Source organism: Xanthomonas sp. NCPPB 1132 (assembly GCF_056629235.1).
This window is the reverse complement of record NZ_CM152819.1, coordinates 1,811,123-1,833,736: the sequence shown is the minus strand read 5'-3', so window position 1 is coordinate 1,833,736 and position 22,614 is coordinate 1,811,123. Positions and strand designations below refer to the sequence as shown.

Below are 22,614 nucleotides of genomic sequence, written 5' to 3'. Positions count from 1 at the left end.
GTTTGGGATCAGCCGCGACGCGGCGTTACCGGCCATGCCTGTCGCGACTGAAGCCGCTCCTGCGCACTGCCTTTCGTCATGATGAAAGGATCGCGGACGTCACGCCTGCGCGTGCTTGCCTCTCCCATCGTGCTCAAAGACGCGATACGCACTGGGCAAGCCAGGCGCCGCGCTCCAGTGCCGCCGCATCACTCCGCCAGCCGCGCCTGCCAGAACGGCGCCTGCGCCCAGCGCCGCTCGCGCGCGTACAAGGCCCCGCGCTCGCGCAGGTAGGCGCGGAAACGCGCGAACACACCGTCCTGGTACGCCGCCAGCGGTGACGGGCCAGCACCTTGCAGATGCGCCGCCAGCGCATGCGCGGCTGCCTCGCCGTCCTGCAAGGCCTTGACGATGCCGTGGGCGGTCAGCGGATCGTAGGCGCTGGCCGCGTCGCCCACCGCCAACCAGTCGGCGCCCACCACGCGGCTGAGAATCGCCGACGGCCCCAGCGCCGCGATCAGGCCATCGGTCTCGGGCGCGCGCGCCGCGCCCTGCGCCAGCCACTGTGCAACATGCCGGGTCTGGTGTGCCGCCGCCAGCCACGCGTCGCGGTGGAGGAAGTCCCGCTGCCGGCGCGGCTCCAGCGCCAGGGCCAGCATCAGGCGCTGGCCCGGCAACTTCGCCGCATACCACCAACCGTCGGCGCAGGCCTCCAGCAAGGCCTGCGACGGAATCGCCTCGGCCCGCTCCAGTGCGAACACGCCGGCGACGAAGGCCAGGCAGTCCACCTCGTTGCGGGCAACGCCCAGCCGACGCACGGCTGCGGCGGCGATGCCGCTGGCATCCACCAGGAACCCGGCGCGCAGCCGGCGCACGTCGCCCTGCGCGCCGTGCAGCTCCAGCACGTGATCGCCATCGGCGGCGCGGCCGACTGCACCCAGGCGCAGACCGCGCAACAGCGTCCCGCCCTGCGCCGACACCGCCGCGGCCAGCATCGCGTCGAAGGCGGCGCGGTCCACGTGCCAGCCCTTGCCCTGGCCGGCGACGATGAAGTCGTTGTAGCCCAGCTCCGGCCGGCCCCAACTGGCACAACTGCCGGCCGAGGCCAGCGGCCGCTGCGCCAGGAACGGCTCCCACACGCCCAGCCGCTGCAGCGCCGCGCTGGCGGTCGGCGCCAGCGCCTCGCCCAGCCGCCAGCCCGCGGCGCGACCCATGTCGACCACCACCACGTCCTCGACCCCGCGCGCGGCCAGCGCCAGCGCGGTGGCGCAGCCGGCGGCGCCGCCGCCGACGATGGCCACCGCATGGCGCGCATCCGGCGTCGTCGCTGCCGCCGGCTCAGCCACGCGCATCGCACTCCACGTGCGCGCTCATGGCAGATCCGGATCGACTGGCACGTTCGCCATCGGCCAGGGTGCGACGAACTCCTTGCCCGGATCGAACCGGCTCGCCACTTCGAGAAACAACTCGGGCGGATACGGCGGCTTGCCGGGCACCTGGGCGATCCGCGCGCCGCTGATGACGAAGCCGACCTTGGACCAGTTGGCGACGAAGTCCGCATACGCCTGGAAGCGCCCTGCCCTGGTCGGATACGGGCTGTCGGTGCCGGTGCCGCGCACCGAGTACACCTGCGGTCCCAGGTACCAGGTGTCGTCGTCCGGATCGACCTGGCACAACTGCGCCGGATACACCGCGAACGGCCGCTCCGACGGCCACGACCAGAACAGGGTGTTGTTCGGATTCACCGTGTCCTTCCCCGGATTGGGATCGGGCAGATGGGTGGCGCAGGAGTTGTAGTCGGTATGCCACGGCACCGACATGAACTTGGACAGGTCGCCCGGCTCCACCGGATGCGTTTGCAGCGGCACATAGCCGAAGCTCAGCAGCGCGCTGTCCTTGCTCGCCTTGCTGTAGTCCAGCGGCGCCTGGTTGATGCGGAACGGCCCGCAGTCCTTGGCCTGCCAGTCCTGCACGTAGAGATTGACGTCGCGGATCGGGAACGACACCTCGATCCCCGGGCTGTAGCGCCCGCCCAGGCAGTTCTGCAGGGTGACACGGTCCAGCACTTCGCCGGCACCCAACACGGGTGCGCCGCCTTGCGCGTAGTTCTTGCCGTGCCATTGGCTCAGCAAGAAATACTGGGTGGAACTGACGCTGAGGAAGCTCTTCTGCGCGTCGCCTAGAGAAAGCGGCATCATCGGCGAGCCGGTCTTGGCATCGTCGCTGGAGGCCGGGTCGCGGATCAGCGTCTTCAGATTGGGGATCTTCACGGTCGGGTCGTCGGTCGGCTGGATCGCCCCGATCATGTCGTGTCCCTTGATCGCCCCCTTCGGCAGGTTGGTGTTCCACCGCTGCAGCATCGCCGCGTGGAAGATCGGCTGGATGTCGTCGCTGAAGGACGGCCGGTAGCTGGCAAGGAAATCGCCGTTGGCGTACAGCGACGGCACCAAGCCCAATTCGCGTACCCACACGTCGTAGACGTCATCCCAGGTGGAGACCACGTTGCGCGTCTGCGGCGCATAGCCCGGATCGCCGGTGACGTACCACGCGCCCTGCACGCTGGCGGTGCTGCCGTCGGTGAAGAGCAACACGGCATTGACCGGGCCATCGGCGGCATCGTCGTACCACAGGCCGTTCTCGGTCGGGTCGCCCAACTCCGGATACTTGCCGTCGGCCCCTATCACCGCCGAGGTCCGGGCGAAGCCGCCGGCGACGATCAGCGCGCCTGTGCCCGGCTCCACCCGCATGTCGCCGAGCGAATCCAGCGGCCCCAGCGGCTCATGAAGCTGATGGAAGTCGGCCGGGAAGCTGCGCGGATAGTCCGGCTGCTGGCGGATAGCGCCACTGGCATCGGCATAGCTGGCCGGAGTGCGCGTGTCGAAGCCGACCACGGAGGCATTGGCAGCCGCGGCGCTGATCGCGCGCGGGCCGGGATCGATCACCAACTGCCGAAGGCGCACCGGGTCGTTGGGGTCGCCGGACTTGGTGTAGTCCGCATTGCGCAGTTCCAATAGGCTGGGTGACTCGTATGCGCCGATGCCGCGAAACTTGCCGTCCTTGCTCACCGTCGAATAGTTGTTGAGCTTTTTGTTGGCAAGATGCACGGTCCAGACGATGTCCTTGACCCGCTTGCCATCGACGACGCTACCCACGTCCACGCGCACGCCGCCGCCGTTGGGATAGGTGCCGGAACTGCCGCTGGGATAGGCGTAGATATGGAAGCGCGCCGCCTGGCGCTTGACGTTGCCGGCGGCATCGCGGAAGTCGTGCTCGGAGATCGGCGTGGACTCGGTTCCCGGTTGCACCGGCAGTCCGCCGAACAGGCCGTCGGCGTCGCGGGTACCGGCCGCGGTGACCGGTGCCAAATAGAACTCCTGGCTGTCGCCGACGCGGCCGATACCGATCGCCGGATGCACGCGAAACACGTTGCTGGTCATGATGACTTGCTCCTGATCCGGGTGAGAGGGGCGCGCTTCAGCGCGGCGTGGCCGGCCGCGCTGCCGGTGGTGCCTTCTGCGGCACCTGCGCCTGGAAGTAGTCGTTGATCACCACGTGGCTGATGTTGACGTTCAGCCCCGGCAACGACTGCGCGCGCGGATCGGACGAGATGACCTGCGTGGTGTTATGGCAGGCGAAGCAGTTGTTCTGCGTGCTCTGCACCTGGGTGAAGGTCTCGATGGTGGAGTTGGACAGCTTGATCGAGCCGGTGATCAGCGGCGGCGCACCCGCGGGTGTCGGCTTAGGAATGCACTCCAACGCCGACCCGGGCTGGAACGTGCAATTGGGCTTCAAAGCATCGGGGGCGACGAACCAGATGGCACCGACCTCGAAGTAGTTCTTCCACACATCGTTCAACTGGGTCTGTACCGAGGCATTGAGCGCCTTGATGTTGTCGATGTTGCAGTCGCTGCCGCTACACGGCTTTTCTCCGCCATAGGGCTCCATGCGGCATACCTGGGTGACGGGACTCAGCGTCTGCGCCGTCTGGTTCAAGGTGAGCGCACCGGCACCGGCCGCGTTGACGTTGCATTGCTCGATCGGGGTACCGGCCTTGTAGAAGGTCCAGTCTCTCTTCGAGACGGGCTCGCCAGGATTGAGGTTCTTCGTCACGTCCGGCGCGTTGTTGCGGTGCTCGAAGGTGGCCCAGATCATTTCCGGGTGGCCCTTGACCGTGCCGCCAATGTGGAAGCCGACCAGGGCCACGGTCTCGGTCCTGGGCACGGTCTTGCCCGACTTGTCCGTGCTCACGATCTTGCCCTTGCGTGTGTAAAGTGTCGCGATCTCCGCCTGGCGGGTATAGAACCCGGACACATCCTCGCCCGGTTGCACCACTTTCCAGGCCGCCTTCAGGGTCATGCTGCCGACCGGGAACGGCGTGTCGGCATCGAAGTGGCGCAGCGTCTCGGGATCCTTCAAATTTTTGCTGGCGATGAAGTTGCCGAACACGTCGTTGGAGTGGATCGAGTAGTACACCGCGCGTCCGTCGCGATCCACCAGCACGCCATCCGGCCCTGCCTGCTCGATCAGTTCAACGGTGCGCGCCTGCTGCGAGCGCCCGATCAGCGGGTCGAGCACGCCATCGGGGATACCGGCGATGCCGTCGGCGGTCATGCTCAGGAAGCGCGGCTGCCCTTCCCCCACGTCCTGAGTCAGCCACAGAAACGCATTCCACGACCACTGATGGAACTGGCAATTGGTCTCGAACGTAAATGACGCCAGGTTCGGGTCCTGCGTCTTCGCGTGCGGGAACCAGCTCGGGAAGTCGGGAGAGGGGGGCGGCGGCAGGCATGGTCGTGGTGCTGGTTGGTCGGTACTGGTCACCACACTGCTGTTGGGGCCGGGGCCCGTGTCAGGACGTCCATTGGCACCCGGATTCACGGCAGAACACGCCGCGACCACCACACAGACCAATGCCGCGAATCCCATCGCACGTTTCATCGCACTGTCCTCGTTCCGTGGAAAAGCTGTAGGCGCCGGCATCCGCCGCAGTGCACCGGACAGGCGGCACCGCGCCGCCGCGCAGGCGCGGCGTCGAACATCGTGGTCATGTCGTGCAGGTGGATCGCGCTCCCCGCGATCGCGTGCGCCGTCTGTGCGCACTCACCTTTTCTGCAAGGTCAGCATGCGCTGCGTCACACTCGGGCGGCAAGACCATTCCGTAGACACCGCGGAGATTCCGTAGACAGTTGCCGTGCTGCGCGGCGGCTGTTGCGCGCAGCACGGCGCGACAGTGCGTCGTTGGCCTGCAGCCAGTGCATGCAGGTCATGCGTAACCAGATGCGGTGCGTGCAGATCGCGAGACGTTCGCGCATCCGCGAGGAACATCTGCATGCGCGATGAGCACAGCGCCGATCGCGCGACGGCGACCGGCCGTGGACTCACACGCCCATGTAGCGCCCGGCGCGATGGTTGAACATCAGCACCAGGCTCAGCACCACCGCGCCGATCGCCGAGTACAGCACCTGCTGCGGCGCCAGCAGCCAGAACGCCACCGCCATCAGCGCCGCGTCGAAGCTCATCTGCACCTTGCCCGCGCTCCAGCCGCGGCTGCGCTGCAGGTAGACCGCCAGGATGCCGACACCACCCAGGCTGGCGCGGTGGCGGATGAAGAACAGGATGCCGAGCCCGACCAGCGCGCCGCCGACCAGTGCCGAGAACAGCGGCGTCATCCTCGCCCACTGCGCCCAGCGCGGCAGCAGATCGGTCAGCAGGCCGCAGGCGGCGACCGCGACGAAGGTCTTGAGGGTGAATTCCCAGCCCATGCGCCGCACCGCCAGCCAATAGAACGGCAGGTTGACCAGCACGAACATCAGGCCGAAGTTCCAGCCCAGCGCGTAGTGCAGCAGGAAGGCCACGCCGGCCATGCCGCCGATCATCAGGCCGCCATGGGCGAACACCGCCAGCCCCAGCGAGGCCACCAGGGTCGCCAGCACCATCCCCTGCACGTCCTCGGCCACGCTGTGGCGCAGCGCGCGCGCATCCTGCACGGTGCCGGCCGAATCCGGCGGCGGGGTCAGCGGTCCGGCGGTGACGACGGTGCCGTCGTCGGGCAATGGGTCCAGGTCCGGACGCAGATCGGAATCGGGAAGGCTCACGGGAGGGGCACAGCGTGGGGGGCGGTATTAGACACCAGCCAGGAGGTGGTTGCACATGAAACTTTGAAGACGCGCAGCGGATCGTCCCTGCCGCGTGTCGGCGCCGGATGCCGACCTTGTGGCCTTCCCCGATTCCGCCGAGCGTTTGGGACCTATCGCTGCGGCAGATCGATGTCGATGGGGAGGCCGACGGTCACCGCCCTCACCATCGAGATCACCACCAGCAGCACCACCGGCCCAGCGATGGCCAGCCACGTCCACGTCCAGGCGTTGAACCGCTCCACCGCGCTGCGCGGCAGCCCGCGCGCCTGCTTGAACCGCGCCAGCCGCTGGTTGACCAGCACGACCGGCGTCCACGTCAGCAGCGTCAACAAGGACAACGCGGAGGGCCACGCGCCCAGCAGGCTCAGGCAGACATAGGCCAGCGCCGGCCCGAGCCAGCCGACCAGCGCGCCGCGCTGCGCGCCGACGGTGCGTTCAAGCCCGCGAAAGCAGGCGAACACCCAGATCAACGAGAACACCGAGCGCCACACCGGGGAGATGCGCCGGCGCCCGGGCAGCAGGCGCAGGGCGCGCCAGTTGCGGTAGAACCAGTACAGCGCATACCAGCCGAAGCTGGTCGCGCACAGCAACGCCAGCTTGGCCGCCGAGGGCGCGAACAGCGTGGAGAGGGGGTCGGTGGTCGCCGCAGCGGTCTCGGTGTCGGGCAGCGTGGCGACGGGAGCGGCGTAGGGGTTGTCTGTTTGCATGGTGGCATTCTGGCTTACCGCACCCTCATCCGCCCCTTCGGGGCACCTTCTCCCGACGGGAGAAGGAACGGCTAAAGCCCCTCTCCCCTCGGGAGAGGGGTTGGGGTGAGGGTACAGCGCGAAGCGTCTCGCAGCGCCAGGACGCACGAGGCTCCGCCCGTACCCTCATCCGTCCCTTCGGGGCACCTTCTCCCGAGGGGAGAAGGAACAGCAAAGCCCCTCTCCCCTCGGGAGAGGGGTTGGGGTGAGGGTACGGCGCGAAGGCGTCCCGCCGAACCAAACCACGAGGCTCCGCCCGTACCCTCATCCGCCCCTTCGGGGCACCTTCTCCCGAGGGGAGAAGGAACGGCTAAAGCTCCTCTCCCCTCGGGAGAGGGGTTGGGGTGAGGGTCCGGCGCGAAGCGTCCCGCCGAACCAAGACCACGAGGCTCCGCCCTCCCCTCATCCGCCCCTGCAGACCACCTTCTCCAGACGGGACAAGCGGAACCCTCAGCGCACCGCCACGGCGCGGCGCTGCCGCTTGTCCGCGTACATCTCCGCATCCGCACGTGCGAGCAGTTCCTCCAGCGCTTCCGCATCCAGATCCCGCAAGCTGCACAGGACCAGGCCGAAACTGGCCGACAGGGCGGTCGCGAAGCCGTCGTCGTCGCCGGGTTTGGCCAGCGCCCCGCGCAGGGCATCGATCAGCGCGTCCGCCCGCTCCGGCGTGGTCAGCGGCAGGTACAGCGCGAATTCGTCGCCCCCACGACGCCCCAGCAACTGGCCCGGCCGCAGGCAGCGCCGGCAGCGCTTGACGAAGGCGCGCAGGGCGGCATCGCCGGCGGCGTGTCCGAACTGGTCGTTGATCGCCTTGAGGTTGTCCATGTCGGCGACGATCACCGCCAGCGGACGCGGATCCTGCGCGGCCAGTTGCAGATCGTTGAGCACCTGCTCCAGGAATCCGGTCCGCGACAGCGCGCCGGTCACCGGATCGCGTACCAGCGCATGGCGCAACCGCGTGTTGTCGGCGTAGAGCCCGGGGACCGCCAGCCCGAAGTAGCTGTTCGCCGCCAGGCTGATCATGGCGAACTGCAGCGCCAGCGCCTGCGCCTCGAGCCGCAGCAAGGGCGTGGCCAGGGCGATCAGCAGGCTGAAGGCGGCAATCGCCACCAGCGCCTGCAGCATCCCGTGGGTATGCACGATCCACAACTGGATCACCACCACCACGAACAGCGCGAACACCACCGCCGGCTGCCGCGGCAACGCGGCCGCCAGCGCCATCACCGCCAGGGTGACGCCGAGCAGCAGCGCCAGCTTGACCAGATAGCCCGACACGCTGCCGGTGGGCGCGATCATCCCCGAGAAGCGCGGGATGCCCGGCTGCGGCACGATCCGCAGCGCCTCGGCCAGGCGCAGCACCGCGACGATCGCCAGCGGGCCGAGCGCCAGCAGGCCGGCGTAGTCGCCGATCGCCCATGGGATCGACTGGGCAAGCAGGGTCGGCAGATCGATGGCGCCGGTGACGGCCAGCCCGGCCCCGCCCAGGCAGGCCGACAGCAGCGCGGCCACGCCGCCGCCCAGGATGAAGGAGGTGACCACGCGCGGCAGGCTGGTCGAGGACGCGCCACGGCCCACCCGGCGCAGCAGCCAGGCCAGCCCACCCCAGATGCAGAACTGTTGCGCGGTGAACAGCAGCGCATAGGCCAGCACCGCACGGTCGGGGACGGCCGCGTGGTCGCTCGCGCGATAGAAACTGAGCAGCGTGGCCAGCACGCAGGCCGTGGCGATCGCCGGCGCGCCGCGCCAGCCCAACACCATGAACGTGGCCAGCGTCACCGCGACCGGCGGGAACCACAGGCTGGTGTGCGGCTGATAACCCAACACCCGCGCCAGATCGAAGACCGCCAGCCACGCCACCACCAGCACCGCCGACAGCAGCACCAGCACGCCAGGGCGGCGCGGCGCCGCGGCGCGCGTGCGAAACGGCGCCTCGGCGTCCCTGCCTGTCATCCATCCGACTCCGCGCGGCCACGGCCGATGGCCGAACCGGGGCCGACGAAGGCGGTGACCGTGCTGTCGTCGCTGCCGCCCACCACCACCGTGGCACCGCTGTTCAGACGGATCGGCCAGCTCATGTTGCCCGTGCCATAGGACCATTGCTGGGTGCCGTCGCCCGCGTTCCAGAGCGTGAACGCGCCGGGCGTGCCGTCGGGATGGCCATCGGCCAGCCCCAGCCACTGTCCGTCCGGGTCGAACGCCAGGTCGTTGGGCGAGTGCGCGCTGTGCGCGGTCCACTGCAGCGTCGCGGCGGTGCCGGCATCGGCGTACACGGCGACGATGCCACCGCCGCTGAGATTGCCGGCGATCGCGACCTTGTCGCCGGCACGATCGCAGGCCACCCCGTAGATGGTCGTGGCGCCTTCGGGCACCGTCTGGGTCCAGGCCGGCCCAGGGGTTTTCTGGAACGTCGCCACGTCGAACGCGTACAGCGTGCCGTCGCTGGCACCGGCATAGGCCCGGCGCCCATCGCCCGACAGCGCCGCGGCATGCACGCGGGCCTGCTTGGGCAACTGCCAACGCGTCAGCGTCCCCGGTTGTCCCGCGGCGATCGGGAACAGGATGATTTCGCCCTGCGCGCTGGCCACCAGCCCGATCGTGCCATCGGCGGCGATGCCGGTGGCGATGACGCTGTCGGCGCTGTCGCCGGTGCCCCCGGCGGTCAGCGCGATGCACGCGGGCGTGGCGGAGAACGCCGCATCGCCCTCGCGGTAGAACAGATAGCCCTGCTCGGCGCCGGCCAGCAAGGTCCGCCCGCCCGCGTCCAGCGCCACCATGTTGCCGCGGACGGGGAGCGCGAAGGACAGCAGCTCGTCGCCGCCGGGAACCGCCCAGGCACCGACGAAGCCCGCATACGGCGACTGGCTCTTCCAGCCGCAGCTGGCCATGGTGCCACCGTGCGCCGCCACGTCGACCCAGTACACGCCCTGCCAGCCGTCGAACTCCTTCGTCAGCAGACGGTTGCCGGCGCGATCCCAGGCATAGGTGCCGAAGCAGCCCTGCTGGTTGCCGCCGACGTCGCTGCGGGTGGCCGCAGGCGCGATGCGCTCGAAGATCTTGCGCTGCTCGACCGGCACCGCCTCCAGCCCGGGAATCTGCGACAAGCCGCCGTACTGGTGGAAAAAGGTGCCGGCGACGATGACATTGCCATCGTCGGACACCGCCACCGAGTTGATGTAGTAGCCGGCATGCGGCTGGGTCGACCAGAGCAGTTCAGGCACGTCGTTCATCGCGGCTTTCTCCCTTCGGCTGAAGCGTCCGTCCTCCACCGACGGAAAGCAGACGCTGGACTGAAACACGACACCCGTGAACGACGCCGAGCGTGCAGCCGCGACGTGGGGCCCTCAACCGCCCCGGGCGCCGACGCGCGCGCCTGCCGGACGGCTCAGCGCACCTCGGCGATCTCGACCCCGTCCAGGCCCTGCGCCAGGGTGCGCGCGTCGCCGCCCTGGGCCAGCTTGATGCGCAGGCGCACCTCGTTCTGCGAATCGGCGTGGCGCAGCGCATCCTCGTAGCTGATCTCGCCGGCCTGGTACAGCTCGAACAGGCTCTGGTCGAAGGTCTTCATGCCCAGGTTGGTGGACTCCTTCATCACGTCCTTGAGCTTGTGGATCTCGCCCTCGCGGATGTAGTCCTGCACCAGCGGCGTGCCGAGCATGATCTCCATGGCCACGCGGCGGCCCTTGCCGTCCGGGGTCGGGATCAGCTGCTGCGCGACCACGCCGCGCAGGTTCAGCGACAAATCCATCAGCAACTGGCTGCGGCGGTCTTCGGGGAAGAAGTTGATCACGCGGTCCATCGCCTGGTTGGCGTTGTTGGCGTGCAGGGTGCACAGCACCAGGTGGCCGGTCTCGGCGAAGGAGATGGCGTGGTCCATGCCCTCGCGGGTGCGCACCTCGCCGATCATGATCACGTCCGGCGCCTGGCGCAGGGTGTTCTTCAGCGCGTTCTCCCAGCTGTCGGTGTCGATGCCGACCTCGCGCTGGGTGATGATGCAGCCCTCGTGCTTGTGCACGAACTCGATCGGGTCCTCGATGGTGATGATGTGCCCGGTGGAGTTCTGGTTGCGGTAGCCGATCATCGCCGCCAGCGAGGTCGACTTGCCGGTGCCGGTGGCGCCGACGAAGATGATGATGCCGCGCTTGGTCATCGCCAGGGTCTTGATGACCGGCGGCAGGTTCAGCTCGTCCACGCTGGGAATGCGCGTCTCGATCCGGCGCAGCACCATGCCGACCTGGTTGCGCTGGTAGAAGCAACTGACGCGGAAGCGCCCGACCCCGGCCACGCCGATGGCGAAGTTGCACTCGTGGGTCTTCTCGAACTCCTCGCGCTGCGCCGGCGTCATCACGTTCAGCACCAGGTCGCGGCTCTGCTGCGGCGTCAGCGGCGTCTGCGTGATCGGCGTGATCTTGCCGTGCACCTTGATCGCCGGCGGCATGCCCGAGGTGATGAACAGGTCCGACGCCTTCTGGTGCGCCATCAGTTTCAGGAAGGAGGTGAAGTCGATGGTGCTCATGGTCGGCTCCTTCGGAGCTGAGAATCGGGAATGGAGAATCGGGAATCGCAACAGCGGGCATCCGGAAGCGGGAAGGATGGGGCCGTTGCTCTTCCCATTCCCGATTCCCTGCTCCCGATTCCCGGCCTCACTCGAACAACCGCTTGTCCTTGGCGTATTCGCGGGCCTGGTTGCGGGTGATCAGGCTGCGCTTGACCAGGTCCTGCAGGTGCTGGTCCAGGGTCTGCATGCCGTTCTGCTGGCCGGTCTGGATCGCCGAGTACATCTGCGCCACCTTGTCCTCGCGGATCAGGTTGCGGATGGCGGGGGTGCCGACCATGATTTCCCAGGCCGCGGTGCGGCCGCCGCCGACCTTCTTCAGCAGCGCCTGCGAGATTACCGCGCGCAGCGATTCGGACAGCATCGAGCGCACCATCGGCTTTTCGCCGGCGGGGAACACGTCGATGATGCGGTCGATGGTCTTGGCCGCCGAGCTGGTGTGCAGGGTGCCGAACACCAGGTGGCCGGTCTCCGCCGCGGTCAGCGCCAGGCGGATGGTTTCCAGGTCGCGCAACTCGCCGACCAGGATGATGTCCGGATCTTCGCGCAGCGCCGAGCGCAGCGCCTCGTTGAAGCCGTGGGTGTCACGGTGCACCTCGCGCTGGTTGATCAGGCACTTCTGCGAGGTGTGCACGAATTCGATCGGATCCTCGACGGTGAGGATGTGGCCGTATTCGTTCTTGTTGATGTAGTCGATCATGCCGGCGAGCGTGGTCGACTTGCCCGAACCGGTCGGCCCGGTGACCAGGATCAGGCCCTGCGGCTGGTCGATCAGTTGGCGGAAGATCGGCGGGCAGCCGAGGTCTTCCAGGGTCAGCACTTCCGAGGGAATGGTGCGGAACACCGCGCCGGCGCCGCGATTCTGGTTGAACGCGTTGACGCGGAAGCGCGCCAGGCTGGGAATCTCGAAGGAGAAGTCGACCTCGAGGAATTCCTCGTAGTCGCGGCGCTGCTTGTCCGACATGATGTCGTAGACAAGCGCGTGCACCTGCTTGTGGTCCAGCGCCGGAATGTTGATGCGGCGGACGTCGCCATCGACCCGGATCATCGGCGGCAGGCCCGCGGACAGGTGCAGGTCGGACGCCTTGTTCTTGACCGAGAACGCCAATAGTTCAGCGATATCCATACGCTGCTTTTCCCCTTGGGCTGCGACTGGAAGGATGATTCCCCGGCCGGCAGTATAGCGCCCTTCCCTTTGCCGGAACGCCGCCCGTGCCCCTCTCGCCGCTGCAACAGATCCGCCTGGACATGGACCGCGCCGCCGACGCCGCAGGGCGCCCGCACGCGCACTTGCTGGCGGTGTCCAAGACCCAGCCGGCCGAGGCCGTGGCAGCGCTGGCCGCGCAGGGACAGCGCGCCTTCGGCGAGAACTACGTGCAGGAAGCGGCGGCCAAGATCGCCGCGCTGGCCGAGGCCGGACTGGAGTGGCATCTGATCGGCCACCTGCAGTCGAACAAGGCCGAACAGGCCGCGACGCTGTTCGACTGGGTGCAGACGGTGGACCGGCCCAAGCTGGTCGCCGCCCTGGCCAAGGGCCGTGCGGCTGCGCCGGCGCGCGCGCCGCTGAACGTGTTGATCCAGGTCAACATCGACGACGAGGCCAGCAAGCATGGCTGCCAGCCCGACGCCGTGGACGCCCTGGCCGCGGCCCTCGCTGCACAGCCGGCGCTGGCCTTGCGCGGGTTGATGGCCATTCCCGCGCCCTGGCCGGAGGCCGAGCGCCGCATAGACGCATTCGCGCGCATGCATGCCTTGTTCGTGCGGCTGCGCGCCGCCCATCCGCAGGTCGACACCTTGTCGATGGGCATGAGCGGCGACTTCGCCGATGCCATCGCCGCCGGCGCCACCATGGTGCGGGTCGGCACGGCCCTGTTCGGCGCGCGCGGCCCGCGCGTTTCCGGCTGAACCGGCTGCTGCCGCGCCGCATTACCGCATCGCCCGTGACATCGTGATGATTTGTCTACGACACCTTCAAAAACGATTCACCAACATCGGAATTCTGTCGTAGCCGATCTACTTGAAAACCATAGAGTTTCAGGATGAATGAAAGGTTCGCGCCGACAGCGCTTCCTGAACCATGCGACACGGTTGCGAACCGTTAATTCAGTCACGTTTCAGACGCAGGCGCTTCGCTTCACATGGCGGCCGACCGCGGGTCCTCCGCAGTCCATCGCCGAATGCGCTCGGCTCGAACGAGGTCACAGATGCAAGCATCCACCCGATTGCTGTTCGCTTCCTGCTTCATCGGTCTGCTGCACGTCCCCGCGGCCATGGCCGCGCCGACGGCGACGCCGGCCTGGACCAACGAAGAAGCGATGATGTCGCCGGCGGAAGTCCAGGCGCGCACCGCCTGGCGCGAAACCATGGCGCATCAACCGACGCCGGCGGAAGGCTGCTTCCATGCCAGCTACCCCGACACGCAGTGGCAAACGGACGTCTGCAAGACCCTCACCCGCCACCTGCACCCGGTGCCGCACAAGATCCGCTTCGGCGCCACCGAAACCACCGGCAACGGCTACGACTACGCGCTGCGCTCCAGCACCCTGATCAGCAAGGCCGTGGGCAGCTTCCCGCAGGTCACCGGCGTGACGTCGGAGAAAGGCGTCGGCGTGGCGGCCTTCGGCGGCGGCGGCATCCTCGGCCCGAACGAGTACTCGCTGCAGATCAACTCCAACTACGACGCCACCACCAGCGTCTGCGGCGGCCGCTCCGGCTGCACCGTGTGGCAGCAGTTCGTCTACGCCACCGACTACGAGACCCAGGGCCAGGCCGCGGTGTTCATGCAGTACTGGCTGATCGGCTACGGCAGCAGCTGCCCGAGCGGCTGGATGAGCGGCGGCGGCTCGGACTGCTACCGCAACAGCAACGCGGTCAGCGCGCCGGACGTGCCGGCCACGCAGCTGGCCAACCTCAAGCTGACCGGTTCGGCCACCGCCAACGGCAACGACACCATCACCTTCACCAACAACGGCACCGCCTACAGCGTCAGCGCCAAGGACAGCGTGGTCAAGCTGGCCACGGTGTGGAAGGACGCCGAGTTCAACGTGGTCGGCAACGCCGGCGGTTCCAGCGCCAACTTCAACTCCGGCTCGTCGATCACGGTGAAGGTGGCCGCCACCAACGGCTCCACCGCCGCCCCGACCTGCGCGGCCAACGCCGGCAGCACCGGCGAGACCAACAACCTCAACCTGGGCAGCTGCTCGACGGCCGGCGGCAGCACGCCGTCGATCACCTTCACCGAGTCCAACTGAGTCCGTCGCGCCGGTCAGCACACAGCGGCCGGCGCGTTCTCGCCTGGCACGATCCGGTTGCGCCGCACCGCAGCAACGCGGCGCGGCGCAGCCGCTACCATGGCGCTCCCTCTTCGCGACGGTGCGCACATGGCTTCCGCTTCCCCCGATTCCCACGCGGCCGATATCGCCTTCATCGGCGGCGGCAACATGGCGCGCAGCCTGATCGCCGGGCTGGTCCGGCAAGGCACCGATCCGCACCGCATCCGCGTGGCCGAGCCGGTGGCGGCGCTGCGCGAGGCGCTGGCCGCCGAGTACGGCGTCCACGCGGTCGCCTCCGCGGCCGAGGCCGCCGACGGCGCGGCGCTGTGGATGTTCGCAGTCAAGCCGCAGGTGCTGCGCGGGGTCTGCACCGGACTGGCCACGCTGGCGCAGGCGCAGCGGCCGCTGCTGGTGTCCATCGCCGCCGGCATCACCACCGCGCAACTGGACCGCTGGCTCGGCGGCGGCCACGCCCTGGTCCGCGCGATGCCCAACACCCCTGCCCTGCTCGGCGCCGGCGTCACCGGCCTGTTCGCCAGCGCCGGCGTCGATGCCGGCCAGCGCGCCCACGCCGAGCGCGTGCTGGCCGCCGCCGGCGTCACCGTGTGGGTCGAGGACGAAGCGCTGATCGATGCGGTCACCGCGGTCTCCGGCAGCGGGCCTGCCTACGTGTTCCTGCTCGCCGAGGCGATGGAAGCGGCGGGCATCGCCCAGGGCCTGCCCGCCGACACCGCCCGCACCCTGACCCTGCAGACCGTGCTGGGCGCGGCGCGCATGCTCACCGAGTCCGGCGAGGCGCCGAGCGAACTGCGCCGCCGGGTGACCTCGCCCAACGGCACCACCCAGGCCGCGATCGAGACCTTCCAGCACGGCGGCTTCGAGGCGCTGACCGCGGCCGCGATCGCCGCGGCGGCCGCGCGCGGCCGTGCCCTGTCCGCCGCCAACGACGACTGATCCGGAGAACGCCGATGCGTGTCCTGCCCGCTGCCCTGCTGTGCCTGGCCCTGGCCGCCTGCTCGGACCAGGACACCCCACGTCCGGCGACGCTGCTCGCCGCCACCCCGGCGCAGGCCGATTTCGGCGCGCTGCGCGTGCACTACAACGCCTTGCCCACATTGGCGATGAGCGAAGACGTCGCGCGCCGCTACGGCATCGCCCGCGAAGCCGACACCGCCCTGGTGATGATCGCGCTGCGTACCCTGCACGGTGGCGAGGAAGCGCCGGCGGTGGGCACGGTGGAGGCGGTGGCGACCGACCTCAGCGGCCAGCGCCAGCCGGTGGCGCTGCGCGCGGTCCGCACCGACGCCTACACCGACTACGTCGGCACCGTGCGCAGCAGCGCCCACGACCAGTTGCGCTTCGTGGTGCAGGTGCGCAGCGCCGACGGCAGCGGCACGGTGCGGTTCACCCGCAATTTCTAGCGCGTGTCCGTCCACGCTCCGCAGGCCACACAAGCGGCAATGCCACGACATCCACCGGCGTCGCGTCGGGGCTGAAGTCCCTTCCACAGCGTCTGGGTTCGACATAGCGGTACCGTCGCGTTATCGCGACGCCCGTCGCGGCTGAAGCCGCTCCTACGGAAAGCTGGACAGACCGACCGACGCACAGCGAGCGCGGTCCATTGTGGGAGGGACTTCAGTCCCGACGCGGTAACGGTGGACGTGGCGGCATTGCGCGCGGCTGCTGCGCGCAGACGCAGCGATCACTCCTCCGCCCAGCGCTGCGGGCCGTCGCCGTACGCGGCCAGGGTGTCGGCCGGGTTGCTCAGCCGGCAGCGGCGCAGCGACAGGCAGCCGCAGCCGATGCAGTCGGTGAGCTGGTGGCGCAGGCGGGTCAGCTGCAGGATGCGTGCGTCCAGTTCCTCGCGCCACACCGCCGACATCCGTGCCCACTCGGCGCGGGTCGGGGTGCGCGCGTCGGGCAACTGCGCGAAGGCGGCCTTGACGCTGTCCAGCGGCACGCCGACGCGTTGCGCCACGCGGATCACCGCCAGCCGGCGCAGCACGTCGCGGGTGTAGCGGCGCTGGTTGCCGACGGTGCGCATGCTGCGGATCAGGCCCTTGCTCTCGTAGAAATGCAGCGCCGACACGGCCACGCCGCTGCGCGCGGCGACCTGCCCCACGCTCAGTTCTTCCTGCATCGCTTGACCTCGAGTCCGGTTGAGGTTGCATGCTGCATGGCCTGCAGGCGCCCACGCAAGTCGCCACCGGCAGCCGTCCAACCGCTTTTCCAGGTATCCCGATGCAAGACCACAGCACCACCGCCGCTGCCCCGTCCGCCCCCGTCGTTGCCGGATCCGTGCTGGCGCCGGCCTACCGCGCCACCACCATCGGCATGGTCGCACTGGTGTCGCTGATCGCCTTCGAGGCGCTGGCGGTGGCCGCGGCAATGCCGACCGTGGCGCGCGAACTGGATGGCTTGCGGCTGTACGCGCTGGCCTTCGGCGGCACGCTGGCCACCAGCGTGATCGGCATGACCGTGGCCGGGCGCTGGAGCGACCTGCACGGGCCGGCGGCGCCGCTGTGGGCCGGCCTGGCCTGCTTCGTCTGCGGCCTGCTGCTGGCCGGCTTCGCTCCGTCGATGGACGTCCTGCTGGCCGGCCGGCTGGTGCAGGGCCTGGGCGCCGGCGCGATCTCGGTGGTGCTGTACGTGCTGGTCGCGCGGCTGTATCCGCAGGCGATCCGCCCGCGCATGTTCGCCGCGTTCTCCGCCGGCTGGGTGGTGCCGTCGCTGATCGGCCCCAGCATCAGCGGGCTGATCGTCGAACACGCCGGCTGGCGCTGGGTGTTCCTGGCGGTGCCGCTGCTGGCGCTGCCGGCGGCGGCGCTGCTGTGGCCGGCATTGCGGCGCCTGCCGCCCGCCGCCAGCGCGGACGGCAGCAGCGGCGCGTCGCGGCTGTGGTCGCTGGGCGCGGCGGCCGGTGTCTGCCTGCTCTACCTGGGTGGCCAGCAACGCGGGCTGTGGGCGGCACTGCTGTTGCCATCGGCATTGGCGCTGCTGGTGCTTTGCACCTGGCGGCTGCTGCCTGCGGGCACGCTACGCGCCGCGCGCGGCCTGCCCAGCGTGATCGCGCTGCGTGGCATCGCCGGGTCGGCATTCTTCGGCTGCGAGGCGTTCCTGCCGCTGCTGCTGTCGCGCGAACGCGGGCTGTCGCCGGTGTGGGCGGGCGTGGCGCTGAGCGCCGGTGCGCTGGGCTGGTTCGCCGGCTCCTGGTACCAGGGCCACTACGGCCGCGACGCGACCCGGCTGCGGCGGCTGCGCCTGGGTGCCGCGCTGATGGCCTTGGGCATCGCGGCCACCACGCTGGCACTGCTGCCGGCGGTACCCGCCGCGCTGGCGATCGGCGGCTGGACCGCCACCGGCCTGGGCATGGGCCTGATCTACCCGACCCTGGCGGTGCTGACCCTGACCCTGTCGCCGCCGGCGCGGCAGGGCCGCAACAGTTCGGCGTTGCAGTTGAGCGAGGCGATCGCGGTGGCGACCACGCTGGCCGTCGGCGGCTCGCTGTTCGCCGCGCTGCTGGCGTACTCGGCGGCCGTGGCCTACCTGTCGACCTTCGCCGTCGCCGCGCTCATGGCCCTGCTCGGCCTGGGCATCGCCGGCCGTACCCAGCCGGCGTCTGGCTAGAGGCATCATCGCGCCCGGTCGCCGCCGCGTCGTCGTGACGGGCGCATCGCAAGAGGATGCGAAGCGGCCGTTCTTCCGCGACACACGATGCCGCGGCCACGGACGCATCGCGACCGCTTCGACTGCGGCCTGGCAGGCAGCCCCGCCCTAGCGCGCGCCCACGCCCCTGGCCCAGGCCTGGATGATGTCGGCGATGGCGCGCACGCCGTCGGTGAGCGCGGCCGGCCCCGGCTGCAGGATCAGCGGCGACTTGATCTCGAACAGTTGCCCGTCGCGCACCGCCGGAATCGCCGACCAGCCCGGCCGCGCGGCGACGCGCTCGGGGCGGAAGCGCTTGCCGCACCAGGAGCCGAGAATGATGTCCGGCGCGCGCCGCACCACCTCGTCGCCATTGGCCAGGATCCGCGCCTTGGCCAGCGGCTGCACCGACAGTTCCGGGAACACGTCCTGGCCGCCGGCGATGCCCACCAGTTCGGCCACCCAGCGGATGCCGGTGATGATGGGCTCGTCCCATTCCTCCAGGTACACGCGCGGCCGCCGCGTCAAGGTGGCGGCCTGTGCGGCGATGGCGTCGAGGCCGCGTTGCAGCTCATCGGCGTAGGCATCAGCGCGCGGCCCGGCGCCGACCAGCGCGCCGAGCCGGCGCACGTAGTCGAGGATGCCGTCGACGCTGCGATGGTTGGCGATCCACACCTCCACCCCGTGCCGCACCAATTCGGCAGCGATGTCGGCCTGGATGTCGGAGAAACCGATCGCCAGGTCCGGCTGCAGCTTCAGGATCTCGCCGATCTTGGCGCTGGTGAAGGCGCTGACCTTGGGTTTGTCGCGGCGCGCCTGTGGCGGACGCACGGTGAAGCCGCTGATGCCGACGATGCGCTGTTGTTCGCCGAGCGCGTACAGCGTTTCGGTCGGCTCTTCGGTCAGGCAGACGATGCGCTGCGGGCCCATGCTCAGCGCGCCTCGTGCGGGCACGGGTCGACCGCGGCGGCAGCGGCGCGGCAGGCCGGGCCTGCCCCCCTCACGGGAACAGCATCCGCTTGCTCCAGTGGCCGGCTGCGTCGGCCTCGTAGCGCCAGCGCTCGTGCAGGCGGTACTTGGCGCCGTACCAGAACTCGAAGCTGCGCGGCACCACGCGGAACCCGCCCCAGCCGTCCGGGCGCGGCACCTCGCGGCCCTCGAAGGTGGCCTCGGCCTTGGCCACGCGTTCCTCGAATTCCTCGCGCGAGGCCAGCGTGCGCGACTGCGCCGAGGCCCAGGCGCCGATCTGGCTCATGCGCGGGCGCGATGCGAAATAGGCGTCGGCTTCGGCCGCGGCGACCAGTTGCACCTCGCCGTCGATGCGCACCTGCACCCCGTCCTCGCGCATGCGCCGCCACAGGAACAGCAGCGAGGCCTGCGGATTGGCCTGCAGCTCGCGACCCTTTTGGCTGTCCAGGTGGGTGTAGAACACGAAACCGCGCGTGTCGTAGGCCTTCAGCAGCACCACCCGCGACGACGGGCGCGCCTCCAGCGTGGCCGAGGACACGACCATGGCGTTGTATTCGGCCTCGTCGCTGGTGCGCGCCTCGGCGAACAGGTCGGCGAACGTGGACAGGGCTTCGGCGTAGAGATCGGGCATGGCGACAGGCACTCGGCGGACGATGCGCCATTGTCGCGCCATGCACCGCGCGACGCACGCTTCGCCGCGCGAGGCCCTGCGCACGCGCCTGCGCGGCGCGCGGGGCGGCATCGGTGTCTGCTAGCATCGGCGGATGAATCCCGCCCCCAACCTGGTGCTGGTCGGCCCGATGGGCGCCGGCAAGAGCGTCATCGGTCGCCGCCTGGCCGAGCGCTTCGGTCTGGTTTTCGTCGACAGCGACCAGACCATCGTCGAGCGCACCGGCGCCAGCATCGCATCGCTGTTCGAGCACGCCGGCGAAGCCGGCTTCCGCGAACACGAGCGCGCGGTGCTGGAAAGCATCCTGAGCACGCCCGGCCACCTGATCTCCACCGGCGGCGGCGCCGTGCTCAACGCCGACAGCCGCCGCGAGATGCGCGAGCACGGCTTCGTGGTGTACCTGCGGGTCGGCGTGGCCGCGCAACTGCAGCGCCTGCACCGCGACCGCAGCCGCCCGCTGCTGCAGCGTGGCGACCGCGAGCAGGTGCTGCGCGACCTGCACGCGGTGCGCGAACCGTTGTACCGCGAGGTCGCTGACCTGATCCTGGACACCGACCACCTCACCCCGGCCGAGGCCACCGCGCAACTGGTCGTGCGCCTGGCCGCGTCGTGGAAACTTCCGGAACCCACTGCATGACCGCACCATCGCGCACGGTCGAGGTCGCTGGCGACCCGGCCTACACCATCCGCATCGGCCCCGGCCTGCTCGACGACGGCGCCGCCCTCGCCGCGCAGGTGCGCGGCCGCCACGTGTTGCTGCTCAGCGATAGCCAAGTGGCGCCGCTGTACGCCGCGCAGGTCCGCAGCGCGCTGCTGGCGACACGCCCCGAGTTGCAGATCGGCGAGTTCGTGATTCCCGCCGGCGAGGCCTCCAAGACCCTGGACAACTTCGCCGCGGCGATCGCCGCGCTGGCCGCGCTGGGCGCCACCCGCGACGCCTGCGTGCTGGCGCTGGGCGGCGGCGTGGTCGGCGACCTGGCCGGGTTTGCCGCCGCCTGCTGGATGCGCGGCGTGGACTGCGTGCAGCTGCCGACCACGCTGCTGGCGATGGTCGATTCCTCGGTCGGCGGCAAGACCGCGGTGGACATCCCGCAGGGCAAGAACCTGGTCGGCGCCTTCCATCCGCCGCGCGCGGTGCTGGCCGACACCGCCACGCTGCGCAGCCTGCCACCGCGCGAACTGCGCGCCGGCCTGGCCGAGGTGATCAAGTACGGCGCCATCCGCGACCCGCTGTTCTTCGAATGGCTGCATGCCGAACGCCGCGCACTGCTGGCCGGCGAGCCGGCGGCGCTGGCGCAGGCGATCGCGCGCAGCTGCGAGCACAAGGCCGAGATCGTCGCCCGCGATCCGCTGGAAAAAGGCGAGCGCGCCCTGCTCAACCTCGGCCACACCTTCGGCCACGCCATCGAGACCGAACAGGGCTACGGCGCCCCGGACAACGCCAACCTCAACCACGGCGAAGCGGTGGCGGTGGGCATGGTGCTGGCCGCGGAACTGTCGGCCCGGCTGGGCATGGCCAGCGCGCAGGATACGGAGAAACTGCGCGCGCTGCTGCAGGACTTCGGCCTGCCCACCGCGCTGCCGGCCGGGCTGGCGCCGCAGGCGTTGCTGGCGCGCATGCGCCTGGACAAGAAGAACCTGGCCGGCCGCCTGCGGCTGGTGCTGTGGCGCGGCATCGGCCACGCCGAGATCGTGCCCGACGTGGACGAGGCCGAAGTGCTGGCGGTGCTGGCCGCCGGCTGAGCGCGCAGGCCGCCGGGCGCGTGTCCGCGCGCGCCCGGCTAGCCGCGACTGCCCCCGCTCAGCGTGCCTGCCGCCACGCGCGCGGGGTCTGCCCGACCTGCGCCTTGAACACACGCGACACCGCGGCCTCGCTGCCGTAACCCACCTCGTCGGCAAGCTGCTTCAGTGGCCGTCCCTCGCGCAGGCCGCGCTGCACCAGGGCGATGCGCCAGTCCTGCAAATATTGGCCCGGCGTGCCCCCGAGCGTCTCGCGAAAACTGCGCGCGAACGCACTGCGCGACATGCCGGCACGCGCGGCCAGGCTCTCCAGCGTCCACGGCTGCGCCGGGGCGTCGTGGATACCGGTCAACGCCAGCCGCAGCCGCGCATCGGCCATGCCGGCGAGCATGCCGCCGTCGGTGAGCCCCTGCTCCATCAGTTCGCGGATCACGTGCACCAGCACCACCTCGAACAAGCGATTCAATACCGCCTGGCGCCCGCAATGTTGCGCGAACGCTTCCTCGAACAGCAGGTGCAGCAGCGTCTCACCCTGGCGCAGCGCGTCCAGCGGCAGGCAGATGCAGGCCGGCAGGGCGCGCACCAGCGGATTGGCCGCGCCGCCACTGAAGCGCAGGTGCGCGCAGGCGAAATCCGCGCCGCGTTGCGCATCGGTCTCGAAGCGGTGCGGCATGGCCTGCGGGTACAGCAGCAGGCTCGGCCGGTCGATCCGCAGCACGTTCCCGTCACCGTTGTGGACGACCACGCTGCCCTGGCGCAGCAGGTGCAGTTGCCCGCGGTCGCCGTCGTCGAGCCGGTGCAGCCCGCACAGCGTGCCAGCGTGGAAGACCTCGGCGCTGACCGAGAAGTGGGTCAGCAAGGCGGCCAGGCGGTCGGCCATTTAGGACTCCAGGGAAAGTTTTAT

The 22,614-nt window shown here is 69.8% G+C and carries 20 protein-coding genes; 7 read left to right on the top strand and 13 right to left on the bottom strand.

What is annotated here, in order from left to right:
* Nucleotides 1-188: 188 nt before the first annotated feature.
* The 9 genes from AC1G9L_RS07710 to AC1G9L_RS07670 form a co-directional block, all read right to left on the bottom strand.
* Complete coding sequence (locus tag AC1G9L_RS07710; RefSeq protein ID WP_481070609.1) at nt 189-1,331, bottom strand: FAD-dependent monooxygenase; 1,143 nt, start codon at nt 1,329-1,331, stop codon at nt 189-191.
* Between the two features lie 18 nt (nt 1,332-1,349).
* Nucleotides 1,350-3,416 carry a LodA/GoxA family CTQ-dependent oxidase gene (locus AC1G9L_RS07705; RefSeq protein WP_019800749.1) on the bottom strand — a complete coding sequence of 689 codons (2,067 nt, stop codon included), beginning with the start codon at nt 3,414-3,416 and terminating at the stop codon, nt 1,350-1,352.
* Between the two features lie 37 nt (nt 3,417-3,453).
* Nucleotides 3,454-4,800 carry a hypothetical protein gene (locus tag AC1G9L_RS07700; protein ID WP_481070608.1) on the bottom strand — a complete coding sequence of 449 codons (1,347 nt, stop codon included), beginning with the start codon at nt 4,798-4,800 and terminating at the stop codon, nt 3,454-3,456.
* A 557-nt stretch (nt 4,801-5,357) separates the two neighbouring features.
* A complete protein-coding gene (locus AC1G9L_RS07695) occupies nt 5,358-6,032 on the bottom strand; it encodes a YitT family protein (protein WP_010344133.1) in 675 nt (224 codons plus the stop codon).
* Nucleotides 6,033-6,226: 194 nt separating this feature from the next.
* Nucleotides 6,227-6,823 (bottom strand): hypothetical protein, encoded by a 597-nt coding sequence (locus tag AC1G9L_RS07690; protein WP_019800751.1) that lies wholly within the window; start codon nt 6,821-6,823, stop codon nt 6,227-6,229.
* 489 nt (nt 6,824-7,312) lie between these two features.
* Entirely contained in the window at nt 7,313-8,812 is a 1,500-nt protein-coding gene (locus AC1G9L_RS07685) for a GGDEF domain-containing protein (RefSeq protein WP_481070607.1), read from the bottom strand.
* Entirely contained in the window at nt 8,809-10,089 is a 1,281-nt protein-coding gene (locus AC1G9L_RS07680; protein WP_019800706.1) for a PQQ-binding-like beta-propeller repeat protein, read from the bottom strand. The genes AC1G9L_RS07685 and AC1G9L_RS07680 overlap by 4 nt, the downstream gene beginning before the upstream one ends.
* A 155-nt stretch (nt 10,090-10,244) precedes the next feature.
* A complete protein-coding gene (locus tag AC1G9L_RS07675; RefSeq protein ID WP_010344137.1) occupies nt 10,245-11,375 on the bottom strand; it encodes a PilT/PilU family type 4a pilus ATPase in 1,131 nt (376 codons plus the stop codon).
* Between the two features lie 127 nt (nt 11,376-11,502).
* A complete protein-coding gene (locus AC1G9L_RS07670) occupies nt 11,503-12,540 on the bottom strand; it encodes a type IV pilus twitching motility protein PilT (RefSeq protein WP_010344138.1) in 1,038 nt (345 codons plus the stop codon).
* A 122-nt stretch (nt 12,541-12,662) separates the two neighbouring features.
* On the opposite strand from AC1G9L_RS07670, the gene AC1G9L_RS07665 reads away from it, so the two are divergent.
* From AC1G9L_RS07665 to AC1G9L_RS07650, 4 genes are all read left to right on the top strand, one after another.
* The gene (locus AC1G9L_RS07665; protein ID WP_481071059.1) at nt 12,663-13,319 is read left to right on the top strand and encodes a YggS family pyridoxal phosphate-dependent enzyme; all 657 of its coding nucleotides are present in this window, start codon (nt 12,663-12,665) and stop codon (nt 13,317-13,319) included.
* A gap of 317 nt (nt 13,320-13,636) precedes the next feature.
* A complete protein-coding gene (locus tag AC1G9L_RS07660; RefSeq protein ID WP_010344140.1) occupies nt 13,637-14,665 on the top strand; it encodes a hypothetical protein in 1,029 nt (342 codons plus the stop codon).
* A gap of 129 nt (nt 14,666-14,794) precedes the next feature.
* Complete coding sequence (gene proC, locus AC1G9L_RS07655; RefSeq protein WP_481070606.1) at nt 14,795-15,640, top strand: pyrroline-5-carboxylate reductase; 846 nt, start codon at nt 14,795-14,797, stop codon at nt 15,638-15,640.
* A gap of 14 nt (nt 15,641-15,654) precedes the next feature.
* Nucleotides 15,655-16,107, top strand: a complete 453-nt coding sequence (locus tag AC1G9L_RS07650) for a DUF4426 domain-containing protein (protein WP_019801954.1) — start codon at nt 15,655-15,657, stop codon at nt 16,105-16,107.
* Between the two features lie 281 nt (nt 16,108-16,388).
* On the opposite strand, the gene soxR is transcribed toward AC1G9L_RS07650, so the two are convergent.
* Nucleotides 16,389-16,826: a redox-sensitive transcriptional activator SoxR gene (gene soxR, locus AC1G9L_RS07645; protein WP_019801955.1), complete on the bottom strand. Its 438-nt coding sequence runs from the start codon at nt 16,824-16,826 to the stop codon at nt 16,389-16,391.
* 101 nt (nt 16,827-16,927) lie between these two features.
* Between soxR and AC1G9L_RS07640 the strand changes: the two genes are divergently transcribed.
* Entirely contained in the window at nt 16,928-18,313 is a 1,386-nt protein-coding gene (locus AC1G9L_RS07640) for an MFS transporter (RefSeq protein ID WP_481070605.1), read from the top strand.
* 147 nt (nt 18,314-18,460) lie between these two features.
* On the opposite strand, the gene AC1G9L_RS07635 is transcribed toward AC1G9L_RS07640, so the two are convergent.
* Together AC1G9L_RS07635 and pdxH are read right to left on the bottom strand one after the other, a co-directional pair.
* A complete protein-coding gene (locus AC1G9L_RS07635) occupies nt 18,461-19,261 on the bottom strand; it encodes an ABC transporter substrate-binding protein (protein ID WP_019801170.1) in 801 nt (266 codons plus the stop codon).
* A 70-nt stretch (nt 19,262-19,331) separates the two neighbouring features.
* Entirely contained in the window at nt 19,332-19,931 is a 600-nt protein-coding gene (gene pdxH, locus AC1G9L_RS07630; RefSeq protein WP_019801171.1) for a pyridoxamine 5'-phosphate oxidase, read from the bottom strand.
* 133 nt (nt 19,932-20,064) lie between these two features.
* Here pdxH and AC1G9L_RS07625 point away from each other — a divergent pair, with 133 nt between their 5' ends.
* Both AC1G9L_RS07625 and aroB read left to right on the top strand, forming a co-directional pair.
* The gene (locus AC1G9L_RS07625; protein WP_010344147.1) at nt 20,065-20,607 is read left to right on the top strand and encodes a shikimate kinase; all 543 of its coding nucleotides are present in this window, start codon (nt 20,065-20,067) and stop codon (nt 20,605-20,607) included.
* Entirely contained in the window at nt 20,604-21,713 is a 1,110-nt protein-coding gene (gene aroB / locus AC1G9L_RS07620; protein WP_481070604.1) for a 3-dehydroquinate synthase, read from the top strand. Before AC1G9L_RS07625 ends, aroB begins: the two co-directional genes overlap by 4 nt.
* Before the next feature lie 58 nt (nt 21,714-21,771).
* Here the strand turns inward: aroB and AC1G9L_RS07615 are convergent, their stop codons facing one another.
* On the bottom strand, nt 21,772-22,590 hold the full coding sequence (locus AC1G9L_RS07615) for a cupin domain-containing protein (RefSeq protein ID WP_019799675.1): 819 nt from the start codon (nt 22,588-22,590) through the stop codon (nt 21,772-21,774).
* Nucleotides 22,591-22,614: the final 24 nt, after the last annotated feature.

Bases quoted from the DNA above. Each gene is read 5' to 3' on its own strand.
- AC1G9L_RS07710 (WP_481070609.1), bottom strand. From the start codon at position 1,331: ATGCGCGTGGCTGAGCCGGCGGCAGCGACGACGCCGGATGCGCGCCAT.
- AC1G9L_RS07705 (WP_019800749.1), bottom strand. From the start codon at position 3,416: ATGACCAGCAACGTGTTTCGCGTGCATCCGGCGATCGGTATCGGCCGC.
- AC1G9L_RS07690 (WP_019800751.1), bottom strand. From the start codon at position 6,823: ATGCAAACAGACAACCCCTACGCCGCTCCCGTCGCCACGCTGCCCGAC.
- AC1G9L_RS07685 (WP_481070607.1), bottom strand. From the start codon at position 8,812: ATGACAGGCAGGGACGCCGAGGCGCCGTTTCGCACGCGCGCCGCGGCG.
- AC1G9L_RS07680 (WP_019800706.1), bottom strand. From the start codon at position 10,089: ATGAACGACGTGCCTGAACTGCTCTGGTCGACCCAGCCGCATGCCGGC.
- AC1G9L_RS07675 (WP_010344137.1), bottom strand. From the start codon at position 11,375: ATGAGCACCATCGACTTCACCTCCTTCCTGAAACTGATGGCGCACCAG.
- AC1G9L_RS07670 (WP_010344138.1), bottom strand. From the start codon at position 12,540: ATGGATATCGCTGAACTATTGGCGTTCTCGGTCAAGAACAAGGCGTCC.
- AC1G9L_RS07665 (WP_481071059.1), top strand. From the start codon at position 12,663: ATGGACCGCGCCGCCGACGCCGCAGGGCGCCCGCACGCGCACTTGCTG.
- proC (WP_481070606.1), top strand. From the start codon at position 14,795: ATGGCTTCCGCTTCCCCCGATTCCCACGCGGCCGATATCGCCTTCATC.
- AC1G9L_RS07650 (WP_019801954.1), top strand. From the start codon at position 15,655: ATGCGTGTCCTGCCCGCTGCCCTGCTGTGCCTGGCCCTGGCCGCCTGC.
- soxR (WP_019801955.1), bottom strand. From the start codon at position 16,826: ATGCAGGAAGAACTGAGCGTGGGGCAGGTCGCCGCGCGCAGCGGCGTG.
- AC1G9L_RS07640 (WP_481070605.1), top strand. From the start codon at position 16,928: ATGCAAGACCACAGCACCACCGCCGCTGCCCCGTCCGCCCCCGTCGTT.
- AC1G9L_RS07635 (WP_019801170.1), bottom strand. From the start codon at position 19,261: ATGGGCCCGCAGCGCATCGTCTGCCTGACCGAAGAGCCGACCGAAACG.
- pdxH (WP_019801171.1), bottom strand. From the start codon at position 19,931: ATGCCCGATCTCTACGCCGAAGCCCTGTCCACGTTCGCCGACCTGTTC.
- AC1G9L_RS07625 (WP_010344147.1), top strand. From the start codon at position 20,065: ATGAATCCCGCCCCCAACCTGGTGCTGGTCGGCCCGATGGGCGCCGGC.
- aroB (WP_481070604.1), top strand. From the start codon at position 20,604: ATGACCGCACCATCGCGCACGGTCGAGGTCGCTGGCGACCCGGCCTAC.
- AC1G9L_RS07615 (WP_019799675.1), bottom strand. From the start codon at position 22,590: ATGGCCGACCGCCTGGCCGCCTTGCTGACCCACTTCTCGGTCAGCGCC.